This is a genomic window from Acinetobacter sp. UBA2581 (assembly GCF_002339435.1).
Classification (GTDB): Bacteria; Pseudomonadota; Gammaproteobacteria; order Pseudomonadales; family Moraxellaceae; genus Acinetobacter; species Acinetobacter variabilis.
Genome location: NZ_DDLD01000105.1, coordinates 1 through 17,959 on the forward strand (window position 1 = coordinate 1; position 17,959 = coordinate 17,959).

16 protein-coding genes are annotated in these 17,959 nt (G+C 41.7%); 6 read left to right on the forward strand and 10 right to left on the reverse strand.

What is annotated here, in order from left to right; translation table 11 throughout:
* Positions 1-12: 12 nt before the first annotated feature.
* On the reverse strand, positions 13-1,914 hold the full coding sequence (locus B3Q46_RS13405; protein ID WP_286716192.1) for an acyltransferase family protein: 1,902 nt from the start codon (positions 1,912-1,914) through the stop codon (positions 13-15).
* A gap of 271 nt (positions 1,915-2,185) precedes the next feature.
* Between B3Q46_RS13405 and B3Q46_RS13410 the strand changes: the two genes are divergently transcribed.
* The 5 genes from B3Q46_RS13410 to B3Q46_RS13430 all read left to right on the forward strand — a co-directional run bounded on the left by B3Q46_RS13410 (position 2,186) and on the right by B3Q46_RS13430 (position 6,726).
* The gene (locus tag B3Q46_RS13410) at positions 2,186-2,671 is read left to right on the forward strand and encodes an NUDIX hydrolase (RefSeq protein ID WP_286716194.1); all 486 of its coding nucleotides are present in this window, start codon (positions 2,186-2,188) and stop codon (positions 2,669-2,671) included.
* 4 nt (positions 2,672-2,675) lie between these two features.
* Positions 2,676-3,815 (forward strand): tRNA 2-thiouridine(34) synthase MnmA, encoded by a 1,140-nt coding sequence (gene mnmA, locus B3Q46_RS13415; protein ID WP_286716196.1) that lies wholly within the window; start codon positions 2,676-2,678, stop codon positions 3,813-3,815.
* Positions 3,816-3,822: 7 nt separating this feature from the next.
* Positions 3,823-4,554, forward strand: coding sequence for a high frequency lysogenization protein HflD (hflD, locus tag B3Q46_RS13420; protein WP_004782648.1), 732 nt, complete (start codon positions 3,823-3,825; stop codon positions 4,552-4,554).
* 57 nt (positions 4,555-4,611) lie between these two features.
* The gene (gene purB / locus B3Q46_RS13425) at positions 4,612-6,000 is read left to right on the forward strand and encodes an adenylosuccinate lyase (RefSeq protein ID WP_262735658.1); all 1,389 of its coding nucleotides are present in this window, start codon (positions 4,612-4,614) and stop codon (positions 5,998-6,000) included.
* A 90-nt stretch (positions 6,001-6,090) separates the two neighbouring features.
* Positions 6,091-6,726 (forward strand): DUF2238 domain-containing protein, encoded by a 636-nt coding sequence (locus B3Q46_RS13430; RefSeq protein WP_286716200.1) that lies wholly within the window; start codon positions 6,091-6,093, stop codon positions 6,724-6,726.
* A gap of 60 nt (positions 6,727-6,786) precedes the next feature.
* Here the strand turns inward: B3Q46_RS13430 and B3Q46_RS13435 are convergent, their stop codons facing one another.
* The 9 genes from B3Q46_RS13435 to B3Q46_RS13475 all read right to left on the reverse strand — a co-directional run bounded on the left by B3Q46_RS13435 (position 6,787) and on the right by B3Q46_RS13475 (position 17,337).
* Entirely contained in the window at positions 6,787-7,026 is a 240-nt protein-coding gene (locus tag B3Q46_RS13435; RefSeq protein WP_286716202.1) for a hypothetical protein, read from the reverse strand.
* 62 nt (positions 7,027-7,088) lie between these two features.
* The gene (locus B3Q46_RS13440) at positions 7,089-7,511 is read right to left on the reverse strand and encodes a hypothetical protein (protein ID WP_286716203.1); all 423 of its coding nucleotides are present in this window, start codon (positions 7,509-7,511) and stop codon (positions 7,089-7,091) included.
* Between the two features lie 109 nt (positions 7,512-7,620).
* Complete coding sequence (gene sohB, locus B3Q46_RS13445; RefSeq protein ID WP_104426322.1) at positions 7,621-8,583, reverse strand: protease SohB; 963 nt, start codon at positions 8,581-8,583, stop codon at positions 7,621-7,623.
* A gap of 586 nt (positions 8,584-9,169) precedes the next feature.
* Complete coding sequence (gene pstB / locus B3Q46_RS13450) at positions 9,170-10,093, reverse strand: phosphate ABC transporter ATP-binding protein PstB (protein WP_262735665.1); 924 nt, start codon at positions 10,091-10,093, stop codon at positions 9,170-9,172.
* Between the two features lie 13 nt (positions 10,094-10,106).
* Positions 10,107-11,498: a phosphate ABC transporter permease PstA gene (pstA, locus tag B3Q46_RS13455; protein WP_286716206.1), complete on the reverse strand. Its 1,392-nt coding sequence runs from the start codon at positions 11,496-11,498 to the stop codon at positions 10,107-10,109.
* The gene (pstC, locus tag B3Q46_RS13460; protein ID WP_286716208.1) at positions 11,495-12,874 is read right to left on the reverse strand and encodes a phosphate ABC transporter permease subunit PstC; all 1,380 of its coding nucleotides are present in this window, start codon (positions 12,872-12,874) and stop codon (positions 11,495-11,497) included. The genes pstA and pstC overlap by 4 nt, the downstream gene beginning before the upstream one ends.
* A gap of 100 nt (positions 12,875-12,974) precedes the next feature.
* Positions 12,975-14,000 (reverse strand): substrate-binding domain-containing protein, encoded by a 1,026-nt coding sequence (locus tag B3Q46_RS13465; protein ID WP_286716209.1) that lies wholly within the window; start codon positions 13,998-14,000, stop codon positions 12,975-12,977.
* 194 nt (positions 14,001-14,194) lie between these two features.
* Positions 14,195-15,577 carry an amino acid permease gene (locus B3Q46_RS13470; protein WP_286716211.1) on the reverse strand — a complete coding sequence of 461 codons (1,383 nt, stop codon included), beginning with the start codon at positions 15,575-15,577 and terminating at the stop codon, positions 14,195-14,197.
* Between the two features lie 44 nt (positions 15,578-15,621).
* On the reverse strand, positions 15,622-17,337 hold the full coding sequence (locus tag B3Q46_RS13475; RefSeq protein ID WP_286716213.1) for an alpha-keto acid decarboxylase family protein: 1,716 nt from the start codon (positions 17,335-17,337) through the stop codon (positions 15,622-15,624).
* A gap of 139 nt (positions 17,338-17,476) precedes the next feature.
* Between B3Q46_RS13475 and B3Q46_RS13480 the strand changes: the two genes are divergently transcribed.
* A complete protein-coding gene (locus tag B3Q46_RS13480) occupies positions 17,477-17,950 on the forward strand; it encodes an Lrp/AsnC family transcriptional regulator (RefSeq protein WP_034703664.1) in 474 nt (157 codons plus the stop codon).
* The last annotated feature ends 9 nt before the right edge of the window (positions 17,951-17,959 follow it).

Consider the following 17,959-nt stretch of genomic DNA (forward strand, 5'->3'; position numbering starts at 1 on the left):
ATTTCATCGAACTCAGGTTAAGTATTTTGACAGTATGGTATTCCCCACAAATAGAGAGCCTGATTCACTTAAATGACCATAATCTACCTGGAGCAGGTCTTCTCCTTGAGCTGCCCGAATCCGACATTTGTATTGCTGCTGAACATCATCTTTTTTACATAGATGATCAATAAGAGATATATAGGTAATTCCCTGAGGATATTGTAATTTTTTCATTTTCTCGTCTACTTGAACTGCTCTTAAATCCAGTCCGGCATCAAATATAAAATCTTCAGCACTATTCCAGTTTTTCGGTTTCACCATCACTTTCGGAAGTGAAGGTTTCCATTGTGAAATTGGCCCCACAATGACGATATTGGATACGCCAAGTTGAAGTAAACTTTTCCCGATATTTTCCCAATTGGTTTCGTCGTGTTTCAGGGCTTGGGTGATAACCACAATTTTGGGTTTCAGTTCTGCGATGCTCTTTAGTGCCAGTTTATTGGAATAGTCACAGGCTTCTTTATAAGCTCCTTTATGATAGTTGATCTCGGTCAGCGATGCCCGGCAAATGGAGGAGGTTTTCTGATAAAAAGGGATATCATTGGATTTCAGTAATGTCCTCAGCCCTAAAGAAAGTGCCTCAGCATGAGAATCTCCCCATAAGAACACCCCACCTTCCTTTTGTTTCGTGATACAGATTGGATCAGGATCATAACGATTATGCTCAGTCAGGCTCACGTAAGTATCACATTTCAGCCAATATGCATCCCTTAAATTTTTGAATTTCTCATTATAATAATCTAAAAATTTTGCCTGTTCTGAGGCTGCACCTTGGCGCAGATCTGTATTAAAACCATTAAATATATTTAAAGTAACGCCTAAGCTCATGAGCACTAGAGAAAAATAAAGCGGTTTTATACGATAAATATCTTTCCACTGATGGTATGAAGGTAATTTAATCTGCTCAATATACTTGTAGCTCAGAAAACCTAACACTATAGAAAGTGCTATTCCGGCATACACATAATATTCAGGCAATGAGTAGATATAGATCAGCACAACCAAAGGCCAGTGCCATAGGTAAATAGAATAAGACCAGGCCCCTAATTTTTGAAACACAATATTATTGGTAATAACGCTGTCATTTCGATGTGCCTGGATCATCAGGAAGGTACCGGTAACAGGAAAAACTGCCAGATAACCAGGCCACAAGTCTTCTGCAGAAATGAAGAAATAGGATCCCAGAATAAGTGCCAATCCCGTTCCTTCCAGCAACCTTTTCTTATTTTCCTGCAAGGCCAAAGGGTAAAGATAAGCAATTCCTCCGATCATCATTTCCCAGGCTCTGGTAGGTAACAGGAAATAAGCGGGATTTGGCCATTTGTAGGTAGCGATCACAGATAGAATGAATCCTAAAATCGTTCCTGCGAGCAGCATAAATTTCATGGTCTGAATAGACATGAACTTGCGCATGGCAATGAGAACGAGCGGATAAATCATATAGAATTGCCATTCGACGGAAAGTGACCAGGTATGTAATAACCACTTTTCGTGAGTGCCTGCCTCAAAGTAACCGGATTCCTTCCAGTAACTGATATTGGATAAAAAAGTCATGCTACTCGCGGCATGCTTACCCAATAACTTGTAATCAAAAGGCGTCAGATAAAACCAGCCAAAAATCATTAATACCAGACACAGCACGGCCAAAGCTGGAATAATCCGATTCGCACGAGCCACATAAAATTTCAGAATAGAAAATTTTTCATGTTCTAAATCTTTAAATATGATTCCAGTCATTAAAAAACCTGAAATCACAAAGAAGACATCTACTCCAACAAAACCGCCAGGCATCCATGCCGCATTAAAATGAAATAGCATGACTGCAATCACGGCAATTGCTCTGAGGCCATTGATGTCTGTTCTGAATTTCATTGGAGTCCTGTCCTATAAAGCCTGTTATTTATTTTAATTGTTATGAAATACTGCTAATTTTTATTAAATTTTATTTTAAATCAAATTCTTATATTAAAGCGTAGAATACAAATATTGCTGTTTTAGTATTTTATGCACTCATTATATTCTACGCTTTCTTTTTCGCCAAATACCTTTATTGTTAATCATCTAAATTAAAATCCCGAGTATCAACATAGCCACCGCCGCCTAAATTTTGTAGAATACAGTTTTTATTCCATGGTGCTCCTCTATGACCGCTTGGACTGCTCACGTCACTGTCGCAACTGTCGTCGAAAAAAATGGAAAATTCCTGTTTGTTGAAGAACATACTGAAGGTGTCATCCATACCGTATTCAATCAGCCGGCAGGCCATGTGGAGGCAGGTGAAACCATTGTCGAAGCAGCCATTCGTGAAACAATAGAAGAAACCGGTTATCAGGTCAATGTTACTGATCTGATCGGCATCTATACCTATACCCCGCCGATGTTCCCGGATCGTACCTATTTCCGTTTCTGCCTGAGAGCAGAAGCCGTCAGCCATGATGAAAATGCTGAACTGGATATCGGTATTGTCGGTGCAGTCTGGATGACGCTGGATGAACTGGTTGAAACCGCACGTGCTCGCAGCCCATTGGTGATTAAAGCCGTGCAGGATGCCCAAGCTGGTAAACGCTATCCTTTATCGCTCATTTACGAGCACCAAAATTCTCCCTTAATTTCAAATTTGGATGCCTAATCCTATGCAACAACGTGTCATCGTCGGTATGTCTGGTGGTGTAGATTCATCTGTGTCTGCAGCTCTCCTCCTTCAACAGGGTTATCAGGTTGAAGGTCTTTTCATGAAAAACTGGGAAGAAGATGACGGCACAGAATACTGTACGGCAATGGAAGATCTTGCCGATGCACAAGCCGTTTGCGACAAGATTGGGATCAAACTGCATACCGCCAACTTCGCGATGGAATACTGGGATCGCGTGTTCGAGCATTTCCTGGCTGAATATGCTGCTGGCCGCACCCCAAACCCGGATATTTTGTGTAATAAAGAAATCAAATTCCGGGCCTTCCTGGATCATGCGATCAATCTCGGCGCTGACTTTATTGCCACCGGTCACTACTGTCGTCGCGGCGAAACCATGACCAATTCACGTGGTGAGCAATATGCTCAATTACTGCGTGGTTATGACAATAATAAAGACCAGACTTACTTCCTGCATGCGGTCCATGGTCGTGAAATTAATAAGACCCTGTTCCCTGTCGGCGAAATTGAAAAACCGCAAGTCCGTAAAATTGCAGAAGAATTAGGTCTGGCAACAGCGAAGAAAAAAGATTCTACGGGTATCTGTTTTATTGGTGAACGTCGCTTCAATGACTTCTTAAAGCAATATTTGCCGGCGCAACCTGGAAAAATCGTGCTGGAAGATGGCAAAGAGGTTGGTGATCATCACGGCTTAATGTACTATACGCTCGGTCAACGCGGCGGGATCGGTATTGGCGGTATGAAAGGCGCTGAAGAAGGTGCCTGGTTTGTACTGCATAAAGATATTGAAGGTAACCGTCTGGTGGTGGGTCAAGGTCATGAACATCCACTGATGCACAGTACCATATTGTGGTCTGAAGCGATTGACTGGGTAGCCGGTGAACAGGATATTCCTGAATCAGGTTTCCGCTGTACGGCAAAAACCCGCTACCGTCAGCCTGACCAAGCGTGTACTATTTTCAAGGATCCAGAAACACCAAATGGTGTTCGTGTTGAATTTGATGAGTCGCAACGTGCTGTGACCCCAGGTCAAAGCGTTGTATTCTACTCAGGTGAAGTTTGTTTAGGTGGTGGCGTGATTCATCATACCAATGCGCCTAAACCTGATTTTATTAAAGGATGATTTCGGTATGACGGAGTTACCGTTTCAACAAGCCACAACGTTGAATGTTCGTCAAAATCGTGCGTTGGCGCTAGCGGGGGTTTTTCAGGCCACCCAGCTGACGCATATGACTGCATTGACGGGACAGCAAAGCATTGGTGAAAGCGGTAATTTCTATTTTGAACAGTTGATTAAAGCCAGTTTAAATATCCGTCCAAGTGGCAAGTTAAATGCCCAGACCTTAGACTTCTTTAATCAGCTGGCCGATATTTCCCTCGGTTTAAAAACCCTGGAAAGCAGCATTACCCAACCTTTTAATACTTCCCCAAAATCCAGACTTCCAAAACTTTCATCGACCAAGCTTCCAATGTCCTATGCCATGGCACTTCTTCAGTTAGAAAAGAAGGTCTATAGCAATCCCAAGTTTGTTGAAATCATCGAACAATCCCAGCAAAAAATCCTCAGACAGCTCTCCTTCTTCGATAACAATTACATGCACCCCAGCATCATTGCCAATCTCGCTCAGACTTATGTCGATACCGCCGGCCAGATCAATCCGCGGATCATGGTGCGTGGCAATGCTGAAGCCTTTAAAGATTCCGGTCATACCAACCGCATCCGTGCTTCACTCTTTACTGGACTGCAAATGGCGCACTTATGGCGGCAGCTTGGCGGCAGTTCATGGGGCATGATTTTTGGCAAGCGCAAGCTGCTACAGGATATCCAAAATCTCGCGCGCTTACAGTTTCAGGTGATCTAAACCATGTTGTTGTACGCGCACCGTTTTTCGTTTAATTCCAAAATTTAGGGAATCGATATGAACGCTTTAACTGCACTTTCTCCATTAGATGGACGCTACGCTAGCAAATGTGATGCGCTGCGCCCTTTTCTTTCTGAGTTTGGTCTGATCCATGCTCGTGTGACTGTTGAAGTGCGTTGGTTACAAGCGCTTGCCAACCGTCCTGAAATCACTGAAGTGCCAGCGTTCTCATCTGAAACCAATGCTGCACTTGATGCGATTGTTGCCAGCTTCTCTGAAGAAGATGCCAACCGTATTAAAGAGATTGAACGCACCACAAACCACGACGTGAAAGCGGTTGAATATTTCCTGAAAGAAAAAATTGCAGGGATTGAAGAGCTAAAAAATGCGGGTGAATTCATTCACTTTGCATGTACCTCTGAAGACATCAATAACCTTTCTCATGCGTTAATGCTGAAAAATGGCCGTGATGTTTTAATCGCGTCTATGCAACAAATTATCGATTCAATCGTGGCTTTGGCTGAGACTCACGCTGAACAGCCAATGCTGTCTCGTACTCATGGTCAAACTGCCAGCCCAACGACTTTGGGTAAAGAAATGGCGAACGTAGCTTACCGTCTGGCTCGTCAAATCAAACAGTTCAAAAATGTTGAACTGCTGGGTAAAATCAATGGTGCTGTAGGTAACTACAATGCACACTACTCTGCTTATCCAGAAATCAACTGGCCAGCTCATTCTCAAGCTTTCGTTGAATCTTTAGGTCTAACTTTCAACCCGTACACCACTCAGATCGAACCGCACGACTATATGGCGGAACTGTTTGATGCACTACGTCGTTTCAACACGATTCTGATCGACTTTAACCGTGACGTTTGGGGTTATATCTCTCTAGGCTTCTTCAAACAAAAACTGAAAGAAGGCGAAGTGGGTTCTTCAACCATGCCGCATAAAGTGAATCCAATCGACTTCGAGAATTCTGAAGGTAACCTGGGTATTGCAAATGCAGTATTGGCTCACCTTGGTGAAAAACTTCCTGTTTCTCGCTGGCAGCGTGACTTAACTGACTCAACTGTTCTTCGTAACATGGGTGTTGGTTTTGCACAAAGCTTAATCGCATTCGAAGCATGCTTAAAAGGTATCGGTAAACTTGAACTGAATGCTGCTCGTATTCTTGAAGATCTTGACCATGCGCAAGAAGTTCTGGCTGAACCTATCCAAACGGTAATGCGTCGTTATAACGTTGAAAAACCATACGAAAAACTAAAAGCACTGACTCGTGGTCAAGCCATGACTCGTGACATGATGGTGAGCTTCGTGAATGGTAATGAACTGGAAGCTGTTCCTGCTGCAGACCGTGCGCGTCTGGCTGAAATGACTCCAGCAACTTACACTGGTAATGCAGCTGACCAGGCAAAACAAATTAAAGACTTAATTTCTAAAATCTAATTTAGACAATTAAGACCAAAAGCGAAGCTTCGGCTTCGCTTTTTTATTTATAATTATTTTCAACTTTAAAACAAAATGATAGATAACAAGATGATGGATCATCGATTAAGCGGCAAACATTTTATCAGCCTGGGGATTTTGCTAGCTGCGATCATTGTTGCCAGCATTCAGCCTCTGGAAATGCAATCCTATTTACTGCATCAGACCGGCACCCTATTTATGATCGGTATGCTGATTTTCTGCCTGTATAAAATCGGACTCAGTTTTCTTAGTTTTAATCTGTATATTCTGTTTTTATTCATCCATATCATTGCAGCACATTATCTATATTCTTATGTGCCTTATAATGACTGGATTCAGACACTGTTTGGCTTTGACTTAAATGCTCTCATGGGCTGGACTCGCAACATGTTTGATCGTTTTGTACATCTGGTTTTTGGTCTACTGCTCTATCCTGTTTTTTATCGACTGTTTCAGGTCTGGTTACCCCAGCAAAAACCGTTCACCACTTTTCTACTAGTCATTCAATTTGTGATGGCGACTAGTCTGATTTATGAATGGATTGAATGGCTGATCGCCATTGGCTTATCACCTGAACAGGCTGAAAGCTATAATGGCCAGCAAGGTGATATGTGGGATGCCCATAAAGATATATTATTAGCGACTGTTGGGGCGATGTCTACTGGTGGATTGATGTTAATTCCAGCAAATAAAAAAACCCACTAAAGTGAGCTTTTGAAATCGCTATGAATTAAAGACTTAGATTTTATATTTTCTTATTTTAAATTATGGAAGTGGGCAATATCGCTGCCAATCATCTTTCATTTTTTGCAATTCATTACCCGTCAATATCTCGCTGTAATAAATATAATAGGTGGCATCAGGATATTGAATCTCATGTCTGTACATGATTCCTCGTAGAGAAACAGGCAACTCTTCAGGGAAATCATCTGCTAAATTCAGTTGTTCAAATTCATAGTTGAAATAACAATTTTGGATTGCTAAAAATGCTTCAGCCACGGTCATCTTTCTGCTCTTAATGGAAATATGCTTCATTTTAGCTGATGAGCAGTAGTCATGGCTGATATTTATGAAGGTTCAATCCATTTCACCAGCTTAGATTCTGCCAAATGCGGATATTTGAACTTATCTAAATATTCAAAGCAGGCCTTTTGACCTTGAGGAATTTTCTTTAGATGCTGATCAAAAAATAGATGACGATTATATTGAGCACCATCAAAGCGGATGCTGACACGCTCAAAGTAACCACCACGACGAGCATTGAATTGGTAAAATTGAATCACGCCACAGGCCTGCGAAGGAATTACAGGTGGAGCATCTGGCTTTAAAAATGCGTAAAGTAAAAAGATTGAAGTGCCTGGAAGAAAGCTGAGCCAAAATAACATCTTCTTCGATTCGTCAGTGGTTAATTTCGCTTCAGAATAGAACATACATAGCATCGGAATGAAAATGATACTGAAGAAGCCTAATAGTAAAAGAAACGTGAGCATATAAATGAGAAACTGCTATAAGTCATTTACTTATAGCACAATTTTTTGATTTTAAATCATAAAAAAAGCCCACCGAAGTGAGCTTTTAGATTCATAACTGAATAACCAATTAAAGTTTAGGATCACGCATCTGTACCAAATTTGAATTAGCTTTGGTTAGCGTATCTACTACTTTATTCATCACCGCGGGGATAAAAGAATCTGCAATTTGTGCTGCTTGCAAACCTAGTTTTTCGCCCAGCGTTGGTTTTTTACGGGTCTGGATTAAATACACATCATGTTGTGGTAAGAGGCCTAACAGATACTCATCGGAAGTTTGCAGTTTATCTACCAGATTCAGATCTAGAGCATCCTGACCATACCAGTGTTCACCCGTTGCCACTTTTTCAACATTTAACTGTGGACGATATTTTTCCACGAAGTGTTTAAATAAGGCATGTGTCTGTTGCAATTCTTCTTCAAACTTGGCTTTGCCCTCTTCGGTATTTTCACCAAACATGGTCACCGTACGTTTATATTGACCCGCAGTATAAAGTTCAAAATCGATCTTGTTTTCTTTCAGTAGACGGTTAAAGTTTGGCACCTGTGCCACTACCCCAATTGAACCCACAATCGCAAACGGCGCAGAAATCACTTCATTTGCAATACACGCCATCATATAACCGCCACTGGCTGCAACCTTATCAACACAGATGGTCACATGAAAACCCGCTTCACGTAAGCGCACCAGCTGCGCAGCTGCAAGACCATAACCATGTACCATACCACCCGGACTTTCTAAACGTACAATGACACGATCACGACCAGCTTTGGCTGTAGATAGAATCAGGGTAATTTCTTCACGCAAGCTTTCTACTGCTGACGCAGCCATATCACCTTTAAAATCGAGAACATAGATTTTCTGGTTAGTTTTCTTACGCGCACGCGCTTCTTTTGACAATTGCTGGCTTAATTGCAAAAGTTCCAGTTTAGATGAAGTTGTTTGCGCTATTTTTTTTCGTTGCTCATTAATGCGCGCATTCAAATGACTAATACGGATTTCAGCGGGTAATTTGGGGGTATGAAATAACATAAAAATCGGGTCTCAATTATTTATATAGGTTTCAATTTAAGATAAGGTCAAATGAATTTTTTTCAATAGAATATTGTTGTTTAATTGCTGAAACGGAGCAGTATCCATATGGTCTTAGTAAGGCAAAAATAATTCGCACTATAGAAAATTAATACCATGTTGATAACCTGCCCAGACAATAACTCCTAGCAATACAGCAGAATTCGTATATAAGGCTTTTTCCTGCTTTTTGAAATAGAAATTCAAACTGAGTCCATACAGCAATCAAATCAGTGTATAAAACATGCTGCCGCTTTGTAATTGATGCCACAGACCACCGATGCTTAAACTTAATGCGATCAGCAGCATCAGAGAAACTGACATCGTTTTGAGTGTTTCCATAGCGGATGCAACCTTTTCTTAACATCTATCTTTTGACAGCTCTGCCATGTCAAAGACGGCATATTCTATAAGAATTTCGGGCACAACAGGATTCGGTTTATTTTTCCACATTTCACTGATTCAATTGATATATCTCCTATTCTTTGATTATTTTTAGATATAAAAAAAAGAGCTTTTTAGCCCTTTTTCCATTAGATCAAACTTCTTAACCAAAACGCCCGGTAATATAGGCCTCAGTGAGCTGATGATCTGGCTGGGTAAAGACTTTCTCGGTCGAGTTGACTTCAATCAGATCACCTAAATGGAAATAAGCGGTACGATCAGAAACTCGTGCTGCCTGCTGCATGGAGTGAGTCACAATAGCAATGGTGTATTGGGTTGAAAGTTCAGAGATCAGTTCTTCAACTTTAGCTGTTGCAATTGGATCGAGTGCTGAACAAGGTTCATCCATCAGAATCACTTCAGGAGAAACGGCAATCGTCCGTGCAATACATAAACGCTGCTGCTGACCACCCGACAGCCCCGTACCCGGCTGATTTAAACGGTCTTTGACTTCATCCCATAATCCCGCTTTACGCAAGCTGTTTTCTACAATTTCTTCAAGATCATATTTATCCCGTGCCAGACCATGCAATTTTGGTCCATAAGCGACATTATCAAAAATTGACTTTGGAAATGGGTTTGGCTTTTGGAAAACCATACCAACTTGTGCACGTAGTAACACCACATCTAGATTTGGATCATAGATATCTTGATTATCCATCATCACTTTACCTGTTACACGGCAGCTATCAATAGTGTCATTCATACGGTTTAAGGTACGTAAGAATGTTGACTTACCACAGCCAGATGGACCAATAAATGCAATCACTTCATTTGCATAAATATTTAGGTCAATTCCTTTAATGGCTTCAGTCTCACCGTAGTAAACATGAACATCTTGTGTGCTAATTTTTACATCAGTTGATTTTGCATCTTTCTTTTGACTTGTCTGTGTATCGAACTGAGACACAAACGAAGTCGATAGCTGTTTTTGACTGCCCTGAGCAGAGGTAAATTGCGTTTGTTCTGGATTCACGGACTTATCCTGTTCTAAGGAATTCTGTTCTGGAGTAATAACTGTATTCATATAATGCTCTCAATTACCAGCGTACTTCAAATTTCTTACGTAACCAAATGGCTAGGCTGTTTAAGCCAATCATCAGTGCAAGAAGTACAATAATCGCTGCTGCGGTACGTCCTTCGAAGAAGTTACGCAATTCATTACCCTGCCATAAGAAAATCTGTACAGGTAAAGCAGTCGATTGATCAAGTGGCGTAGCAGGCACGTTTGCAACGAAGGCGCTCATACCAATGAGTAATAGTGGTGCTGTTTCACCTAAAGCTTGGGCAACACCAATAATACCGCCCGTTAAAATACCCGGCAAAGCCAATGGCAATACATGGTGGAAAACTGTTTGTAAGCGTGATGCACCTAAGCCTAAAGCGGCTTGGCGAATCGAAGGTGGAACGGCTTTTAAAGATGCACGCGTTGTAATAATTACGGTTGGTAGTGTCATTAAACTTAAGACCAAACCACCCACAACAGGTGCAGAAAGTGGCATATGCATCCAACCAATAAAGATTGCTGCACCCAACAAACCAAATACGATCGATGGTACTGCTGCAAGGTTATTGATGTTGACTTCAATAATGTCAGTAATCCAGTTTTTCGGTGCAAATTCTTCAAGGTAAATAGCAGATGCCACACCAATTGGAATAGACAACACAATCACAATCAGCATCATAAATAGCGAGCCCATAAATGCGCCTGCTAAGCCAGAAGTTGCTGGTGAACTACGTGAATCTGGATTTTTAAAGATTTCTGTATTGAAGCTATTCGTGATTACACCATCGGCTTTTAACTGATCGGCCAATTGACGTACTTCAGGGCTCAGCTGTTGCTGTTCATCTGGGAGACTACGGTCAATATTACCTGCTAACCATACATCGACATTCGCATCAGCTAGAATTTTGAAGTCCTGCGTTTTACCAATCAGTGACGGATCTTTCATCACCATATCACGTAAGCGATAAGTTTCGGAACTGGTGTAAATACTATTCAACTCATCACTTTGATTTGCAATTTCAGGTGCTTTTTTAACAATACCGTTAACAATGAGCGCATCCCAATCCACCATGCCCATTTCAGTTTGCCAAGCGATAAAACGCTCTTCAAACTGTGCAGGTGACTCACCTTCTTTTTGAACCGGCTTAGGGCCGACTTGAATAATTGCTGGATCAAAAAACACTGGCACAGTCATGCTACTTTGCCAAAATGCAGGTAAGCCTTTTGCCAAGATACTGCCAAATAGCAAAGCAACAAATAATAAACCTGTAATGACCGCACCGAAGCCAAACATACGAAACGTCTTTTCTTTACGGTGACGCTTTGCCAATGAGCTTTCGATGATTTTTTTACGCTTTTCACGCTGCTCAGCAGCAGCTTGCGGATCGAATGTTTGATCCATATTTGATGTATTAATCGTACTCATTCGTATTGCTCACGGTATTTACGCACGATGTACAGCGCAACAATATTCAGACCTAAAGTAATTACAAACAGTGTTAAGCCCAATGCAAAGGCAACCAAGGCCTGAGGACTCGCAAAATCTGTATCACCTGTTAATTGATTCACAATGGTAATTGTGACTGTCGAAACTGCTTCCAGTGGATTGGCATGCAGTTGCGGACTATTACCAGCGGCTAGTACCACAATCATGGTTTCACCAATGGCACGTGATGCTGCAAGCAAGAACGCACCGATAATACCTGGCAATGCTGCTGGAATAACCACTTGGCGAATCGTTTCTGATTTTGTCGCACCTAATCCGAGTGAACCATCACGTAGTGCTCGTGGCACTTGAGTAATGATGTCATCTGATAATGAAGAGACAAATGGAATAATCATAATGCCCATGACAAAACCAGCGGTTAAGGCACTTGTCGCATTAATTTCGAGCCCAATCATTGCGCCTAAATCTTTAGCAAATGGACCAATGACCATTAAAGCAAAGACACCATAAACAATGGTTGGAATACCTGCCAATACTTCAATCGCAGGTTTTGCCCATGAACGAAAACTTGGTTTTGCATATTCAGCAAGATAGATCGCAATCATTAAACCAACAGGAACAGCTACCAATAATGCGATACCACTCACCATGAGCGTACCCCACAATAAAGGTAATAAGCCGTAACTGCCTTCTGCACTTCCCGAAGTACTAAAACCTGGGTTCCATTCAGTACCAAAGAAGAAGTCGAGAGGATTAACAAAACTAAAGAAGCGCATTGCTTCACTAAACATCGACATGACAATACCGACAGTGGTCAAAATCGCCACGCCTGAACATAGTGCTAGTGCTACATTTAAGACTTTTTCAACTTGATTTCGTGCACGATATTTTTCTGCAATGCGACGTTTAGCCATCACTAAACCAATCAATGCCGCACTTACAACAACTGCTAATTTCGCGAATGAACCAATGTTCTCAATTTTCTTTAACTGTTCTGCTGCTGCAAGTTCATAAGCAGCTGGTGTATCGCTCACCCCAAAACCCGAAGCCAATGCTTGTACACGCTCAACCATCACGCTTGTACTCGCCGGATCTAGCGTCGCACGAATTTGTTCAGGCACATGATTTAAAATGACTTGTTGAAAAATACTTGGTTCAACTAAATTCCAAACAATCAGAATTAAAAATGCTGGGATACCACACCACAACGCGACCAATGCACCATAGTAACCCGGTCGAGAATGCAGCATCGCTGAGTTATTCCCTTTACCTGCAAGTTTACGGCTCTTGGTTAAGCCAACTTGATAGGCAATGGCAATAATCGCCAGTAACACACCAATGAGGAGCAGATTCATGTAATCTCCACTGTTTCTTCAATTACACACTTTGAAAAAACGGTTTCTTTGCAAAAAAACCAAAGGCAGGTCGACCCTGCCATTGGCTATTTCCATACTTTTATTTAACAGCTTTACCCGCTTTGAAGTTTGCTAGTACCGCAGCACGTTCTTTGTCAGACATTGAAATCAGGCCAGCTTTTTCAAGCTTAGAACCTTTACCAGATACTTTTTTGCTTACAAAGAATTCTGTAAACTCTTTCAAGCCTTTGATTGATTTAAGATGTTCACCTTTCACGTAGAAGAACAATGGACGTGATACAGGGTAAGAACCATTCAGAATTGTTTTCTCAGATGGAGCAACGTTGTTAACTGTCGCTACACGTAATTTGTCACGGTTTTGATCATAGAAACCTAAACCAAAAACACCGACTGCATTTGGAGATGTTTTTAAACGTGCCAGTGTTTCAGTGTAGTCGCCAGAAATTTCAATCACACGGCCATCTTTACGGAATGTAGAACATGCCTTTTTCTGTGCATCTTTATCTAACTTCGCAAATGCTTGGTAAGTTTCACAGCCAGCATCAACCATTTTTTCTTGGAACACTTCACGTGTACCGTGGTTTGATGCAGGAATCACTAAAGTGATTGCTTCATTTGGAAGTGTTGGATCAATTTGGTTCCAACGTGTATATGGGTTTGCAACCATTTTACCGTTAGATGGTAATTCAGCAGCTAAAGCAGCGAATACATGTTGTGGACGTAATTTGAATGCCGCTTTTTTAGCGTTTGATGCAAACACGATACCGTCATAACCTACTTTAATCTCAAGAACTTGGTTTACACCTGCTTTTTTACAAGCTGCAAGTTCAGTGTCTTTAATTTTACGAGATGCATTAGCAATATCGATAGTGTTATCACCAACGCCATTACAGAATTGTTTCAAACCACCCGAAGTACCACCAGAACCTACAACAGGTGCTTTAAATTGTGGGAATGTATTACCAAACTCTTCTGCAACAATACTTGCGTAAGGCAAAACTGTAGAAGAACCAGCGATTTGGATCGTGTCACGAGCTGCATTTGCAGTTGTTGCAACAGCTGCCCCTGAAAGTGCCAACGCAATTGCGATATGATTGAAGCGCATTCTCATCTCTCTTTATTGATGCATTTATTGGAGTACGCCACTTTCTAATAAAGTCTTGTACTTTTTCGATACACGCATTTTGATTTTAGAATATGACAGCGGGGTTACAGCTTTATGACGGTTTTATGATAATTAATTCGTTACCTGCTCAAGACAATATAATAGAAAAAAGACCCTTTTCAGGGCCTTTCTATTTAAGTGGTAGGTTCAGTAGATTCAGGCAAGAGTACCGGTTTCCTGCGATATTTCATCACATACATCACCGTCAAAAACAGCAACCAGACCGGCACCAATGCAACGGCAATCTGCATTTCTTTGGTAAAGCTCATGATCATTAAAATCATGATGATAAATGAAATTGTCAGGTAATTACTCCAGCGGCCAAACAGGCTTGGGAATGCGGTCGTCTGCTGCTGTTCCTGCATGGCTTTTCTGAATTTCAAATGGGTCAGTGAAATCATCAGCCAGTTAATTACCAAAGCAGAAACCACCAGTAGCATCAGAATACCGAAAGCTTCATCCGGCATGAGGTAATTCATTAATACACAGATACCGGAGACTGCTGCCGAGAATAGAACAGCATTTATTGGGATACCCCGGCGGTTAATTTTCTTTAAAAATGCCGGTGCATTACCCTGTTGAGCCAGACCCAACAACATGCGGGTATTACAATAAATACAGCTGTTATAGACCGAAAGTGCAGCAACCAGAACTACAAAATTAAGAACATTCGCCACACCATGACTGTTCAATGACTGGAAAATCATTACGAACGGACTACCGCCCTGCGCCACCAGATTCCATGGATACAGACATAGCAACACGCCAATGGCACCAATATAGAAAATCAGTACACGGTAGACAATCTGATTCACTGCTTTTGGAATGGTCTTTTCTGGATTTTTGGTTTCACTGGCGGCAATACCAATCAGCTCCAGCCCACCAAATGCAAACATAATCACGGCAAGTGCCATCATAAAACCTGACCAGCCCTCAGGGAAAAATCCGCCATGCTGCCACAAATTTGTCACACTGGCCTGACTTCCTGCAGAACCGCTAAACAGCAGATAGATCCCGAATCCGATCATGCTTAAAATGGCAATAATCTTGACCATGGAAAATATAAATTCACTCTCACCGAAGAATTTGACATTGACCAGATTAATACCATTCATGAGCAGGAAGAATGCCAGTGCCGTGAGCCAGGTCGGAATCTCCGGCCACCAGAACTGAACGAAAGTGCCAATTGCACTCAACTCAGCCATACTGACTAATACATAGAGCACCCAATAGTTCCAGCCTGAAATAAAGCCTGCTTTTTTGCCCCAGTATTTATTGGCAAAATAACTGAATGAACCACTAACCGGTTCATGCACCACCATCTCACCCAATTGGCGCATGATCAGAAATGCAATGATGCCAGCAATGGCATAGCCTAAAAGTACTGATGGACCTGCCAGCTGAATCGTATGTGATAAACCTAAAAATAATCCTGTACCGATCGCTCCGCCTAAGGCGATTAGCTGGATATGCCGGTTGGAAAGCTGTTTTTTTAATTGATGATCTTCAACATCCATATTGTCACTCCTTGTGAACAATTTTTTTTAATTTCTACATTTTGCTAGATTGCCTTTTTGTAGGGAGGTGTATTCTGCTCAACCAGCTGCTTATAACCATATTCACCATAGTCATAGCGTGCCACGACTTCAGCGAACTGTTTTAAGCGTTGTGGCGCATCCATACGTGGGAGTTGCAGTTCAATCAGACATAATTCCTCAGCCTGATGAACCTGTGCGAGTGTACGCTTTAATTCTGCCGGGGTTTTGACTATATGAGCCTGATGCGGGGTATCTGCAGAAAAGACTTGGGCAAACTGGCTGTATTGCCAGTTCTGAATATCGTTGTACTTGGCATTTTCACCCATAATCAAACGTTCAATGGTATAGCCGCCATTATTTAAAATAAAAATTACAGGTTTTAAGCCTTCTCTTAATAAGGTAGAAAGCTCCTGAATGGTCAGCTGAATCGAACCATCCCCAATAAATAACAGATGACGGCGCTTCGGTGCAGCAAGCATACTGCCAAGCAAAGCAGGCAAGGTATAACCAATCGATCCCCAGATCGGCTGAACCAGATACTTAGCAGTCACAGGTAAAGTCAATCCTGATAAACCTGCATTGGCAGTGCCCACTTCTGCCACAATCACATCATCTTCCTGTAAGAACTCAGAAATTTGCTGCCAGAGTGCAGTTTGGCTAAGCGCAGTATTTTCTTCGATCTGTTGAGTTTGTAACGATGGTTTCGGTGCAGGATTAAAAGTACGTGGTTGATCATCTAAAGTCTGTTTTGAGATGGCTTGGATCAATTGAACTAAATCCAGTCCACTGATCATCTGCCCATCCAGACAAAGACAGGAATCCGCCAGATACAGCATATTTTGTGCGGATACACGATGTGAGAAAAATGCTGTGGCAACATCGGTAAAACGTGGTCCAATGGCAATCAGGCAATCTGACTGCTCCACCAGCTGACAAGTCGATGCTGCGCTTGCTGCACCTGCATAAATACCCGCATATAAGGGATGACTTTCATTCATGATATTTTTGGCAGTAGACAGGCAGGTATAGGGAATCTGCATGCGCTCAGCCCAATTTTGCAGCATATCGGTAAGCTGGAAAATTTCTGCTTCATTGTCAATGAGCAGAACTGGCTGACGTGCCTGTTTGATACGTTTGGCTATCCGTGTCGCAGTTTCTTGCAGAAGTTTTGGATCACTTTGGGGTCGGCTCAGATCTAGAGGCTGCTTTGGCACTTTAATCTGGAGATGGGTAATATCCGATGGAAGCTGAATATGAACCGGTCGACGCATCAATATACATTGCTTCAATACCCGGTCAATTTCACTCACTGCATTGGCTGGAGTCAAACGCGTCTGTGCCACGGTAAATTCGCGCATGCAGTTCATGATATTGTCATAATCACCATCGATCAGGGTATGGTGTAACAAAGCACCCTGTTCTACGGCATGTAAAGGCGGAATACCGGAAATATGCACCATGGCAACCTGCTCGGCATATGCACCTGCAATGCCGTTAATCGCGCTCAGGTCACCCACACCATAAGTGGTGAGCAAAGCACCGACACCATGCAGACGTGCATAACCATCTGCTGCATAGGCTGCGTTTAGCTCATTACAGTTACCGATAAATTCCAGTTTTGGATCAATTTCGATCTGTTCTAAATAGGAGAGATTAAAGTCACCTGGCACACCAAAAATATGCTGAATTCCTAGTTCTTGCAGGCGCTGATTAAGGTACTGACCAATTTCCATAAACATTATTATTTTCCCTATCACTTATTATGCTTCAATTACAGAATATTGCATTTCATTTTCTGATTTCGTGCATAATGCAAGTCACAATGATTCAAAAACACATAAAACGTGTATCGGATAAGGATTCAGCGCAATGGATGCAATGGATAAATTTGACTGGAAAATCATCCAGGCTTTGCAAAAAAATGGGCGCCTGACGAATCAGGAAATCGGGGATTTAATCGGTCTGTCAGCCTCTCAATGTTCTAGACGGCGTCAGCTGCTGGAGCAAAAAGGAATTATTTTGGGTTATAGCGCCTGCATTCATCCTGAAGCTTTGGGAATTGCAGTTTTGGCTATGGTTCAGGTCAATCTCAAAACACATGACGCAGCAGCCAAGATCGCTTTTCAACAATTGATTGAAGAAGAAGAAGCCATTCAGGAAGCTTTTTCTTTAAGTGGTGATGCAGATTTCATGTTAAAAGTAGGCGCTAAAAATCTGGAAATGCTGGCAAATTTTGTGACTGAAAAATTGCTGAGCTGTAATTTTATTGGTCATATCAAATCTTATATTGTCTTAAATAAATTCAAGCAATTACATTTTGATTTTCAGGCTGCCCGCCCTTTATTACGTTGATATATTTTA

Coding starts and splice junctions, on each gene's coding strand:
- B3Q46_RS13405 (WP_286716192.1), bottom strand. CDS start 1,914: ATGAAATTCAGAACAGACATCAATGGCCTCAGAGCAATTGCCGTGATT.
- B3Q46_RS13410 (WP_286716194.1), top strand. CDS start 2,186: ATGACCGCTTGGACTGCTCACGTCACTGTCGCAACTGTCGTCGAAAAA.
- mnmA (WP_286716196.1), top strand. CDS start 2,676: ATGCAACAACGTGTCATCGTCGGTATGTCTGGTGGTGTAGATTCATCT.
- hflD (WP_004782648.1), top strand. CDS start 3,823: ATGACGGAGTTACCGTTTCAACAAGCCACAACGTTGAATGTTCGTCAA.
- purB (WP_262735658.1), top strand. CDS start 4,612: ATGAACGCTTTAACTGCACTTTCTCCATTAGATGGACGCTACGCTAGC.
- B3Q46_RS13430 (WP_286716200.1), top strand. CDS start 6,091: ATGATGGATCATCGATTAAGCGGCAAACATTTTATCAGCCTGGGGATT.
- B3Q46_RS13435 (WP_286716202.1), bottom strand. CDS start 7,026: ATGACCGTGGCTGAAGCATTTTTAGCAATCCAAAATTGTTATTTCAAC.
- B3Q46_RS13440 (WP_286716203.1), bottom strand. CDS start 7,511: ATGCTCACGTTTCTTTTACTATTAGGCTTCTTCAGTATCATTTTCATT.
- sohB (WP_104426322.1), bottom strand. CDS start 8,583: ATGTTATTTCATACCCCCAAATTACCCGCTGAAATCCGTATTAGTCAT.
- pstB (WP_262735665.1), bottom strand. CDS start 10,093: ATGAATACAGTTATTACTCCAGAACAGAATTCCTTAGAACAGGATAAG.
- pstA (WP_286716206.1), bottom strand. CDS start 11,498: ATGAGTACGATTAATACATCAAATATGGATCAAACATTCGATCCGCAA.
- pstC (WP_286716208.1), bottom strand. CDS start 12,874: ATGAATCTGCTCCTCATTGGTGTGTTACTGGCGATTATTGCCATTGCC.
- B3Q46_RS13465 (WP_286716209.1), bottom strand. CDS start 14,000: ATGCGCTTCAATCATATCGCAATTGCGTTGGCACTTTCAGGGGCAGCT.
- B3Q46_RS13470 (WP_286716211.1), bottom strand. CDS start 15,577: ATGGATGTTGAAGATCATCAATTAAAAAAACAGCTTTCCAACCGGCAT.
- B3Q46_RS13475 (WP_286716213.1), bottom strand. CDS start 17,337: ATGTTTATGGAAATTGGTCAGTACCTTAATCAGCGCCTGCAAGAACTA.
- B3Q46_RS13480 (WP_034703664.1), top strand. CDS start 17,477: ATGGATAAATTTGACTGGAAAATCATCCAGGCTTTGCAAAAAAATGGG.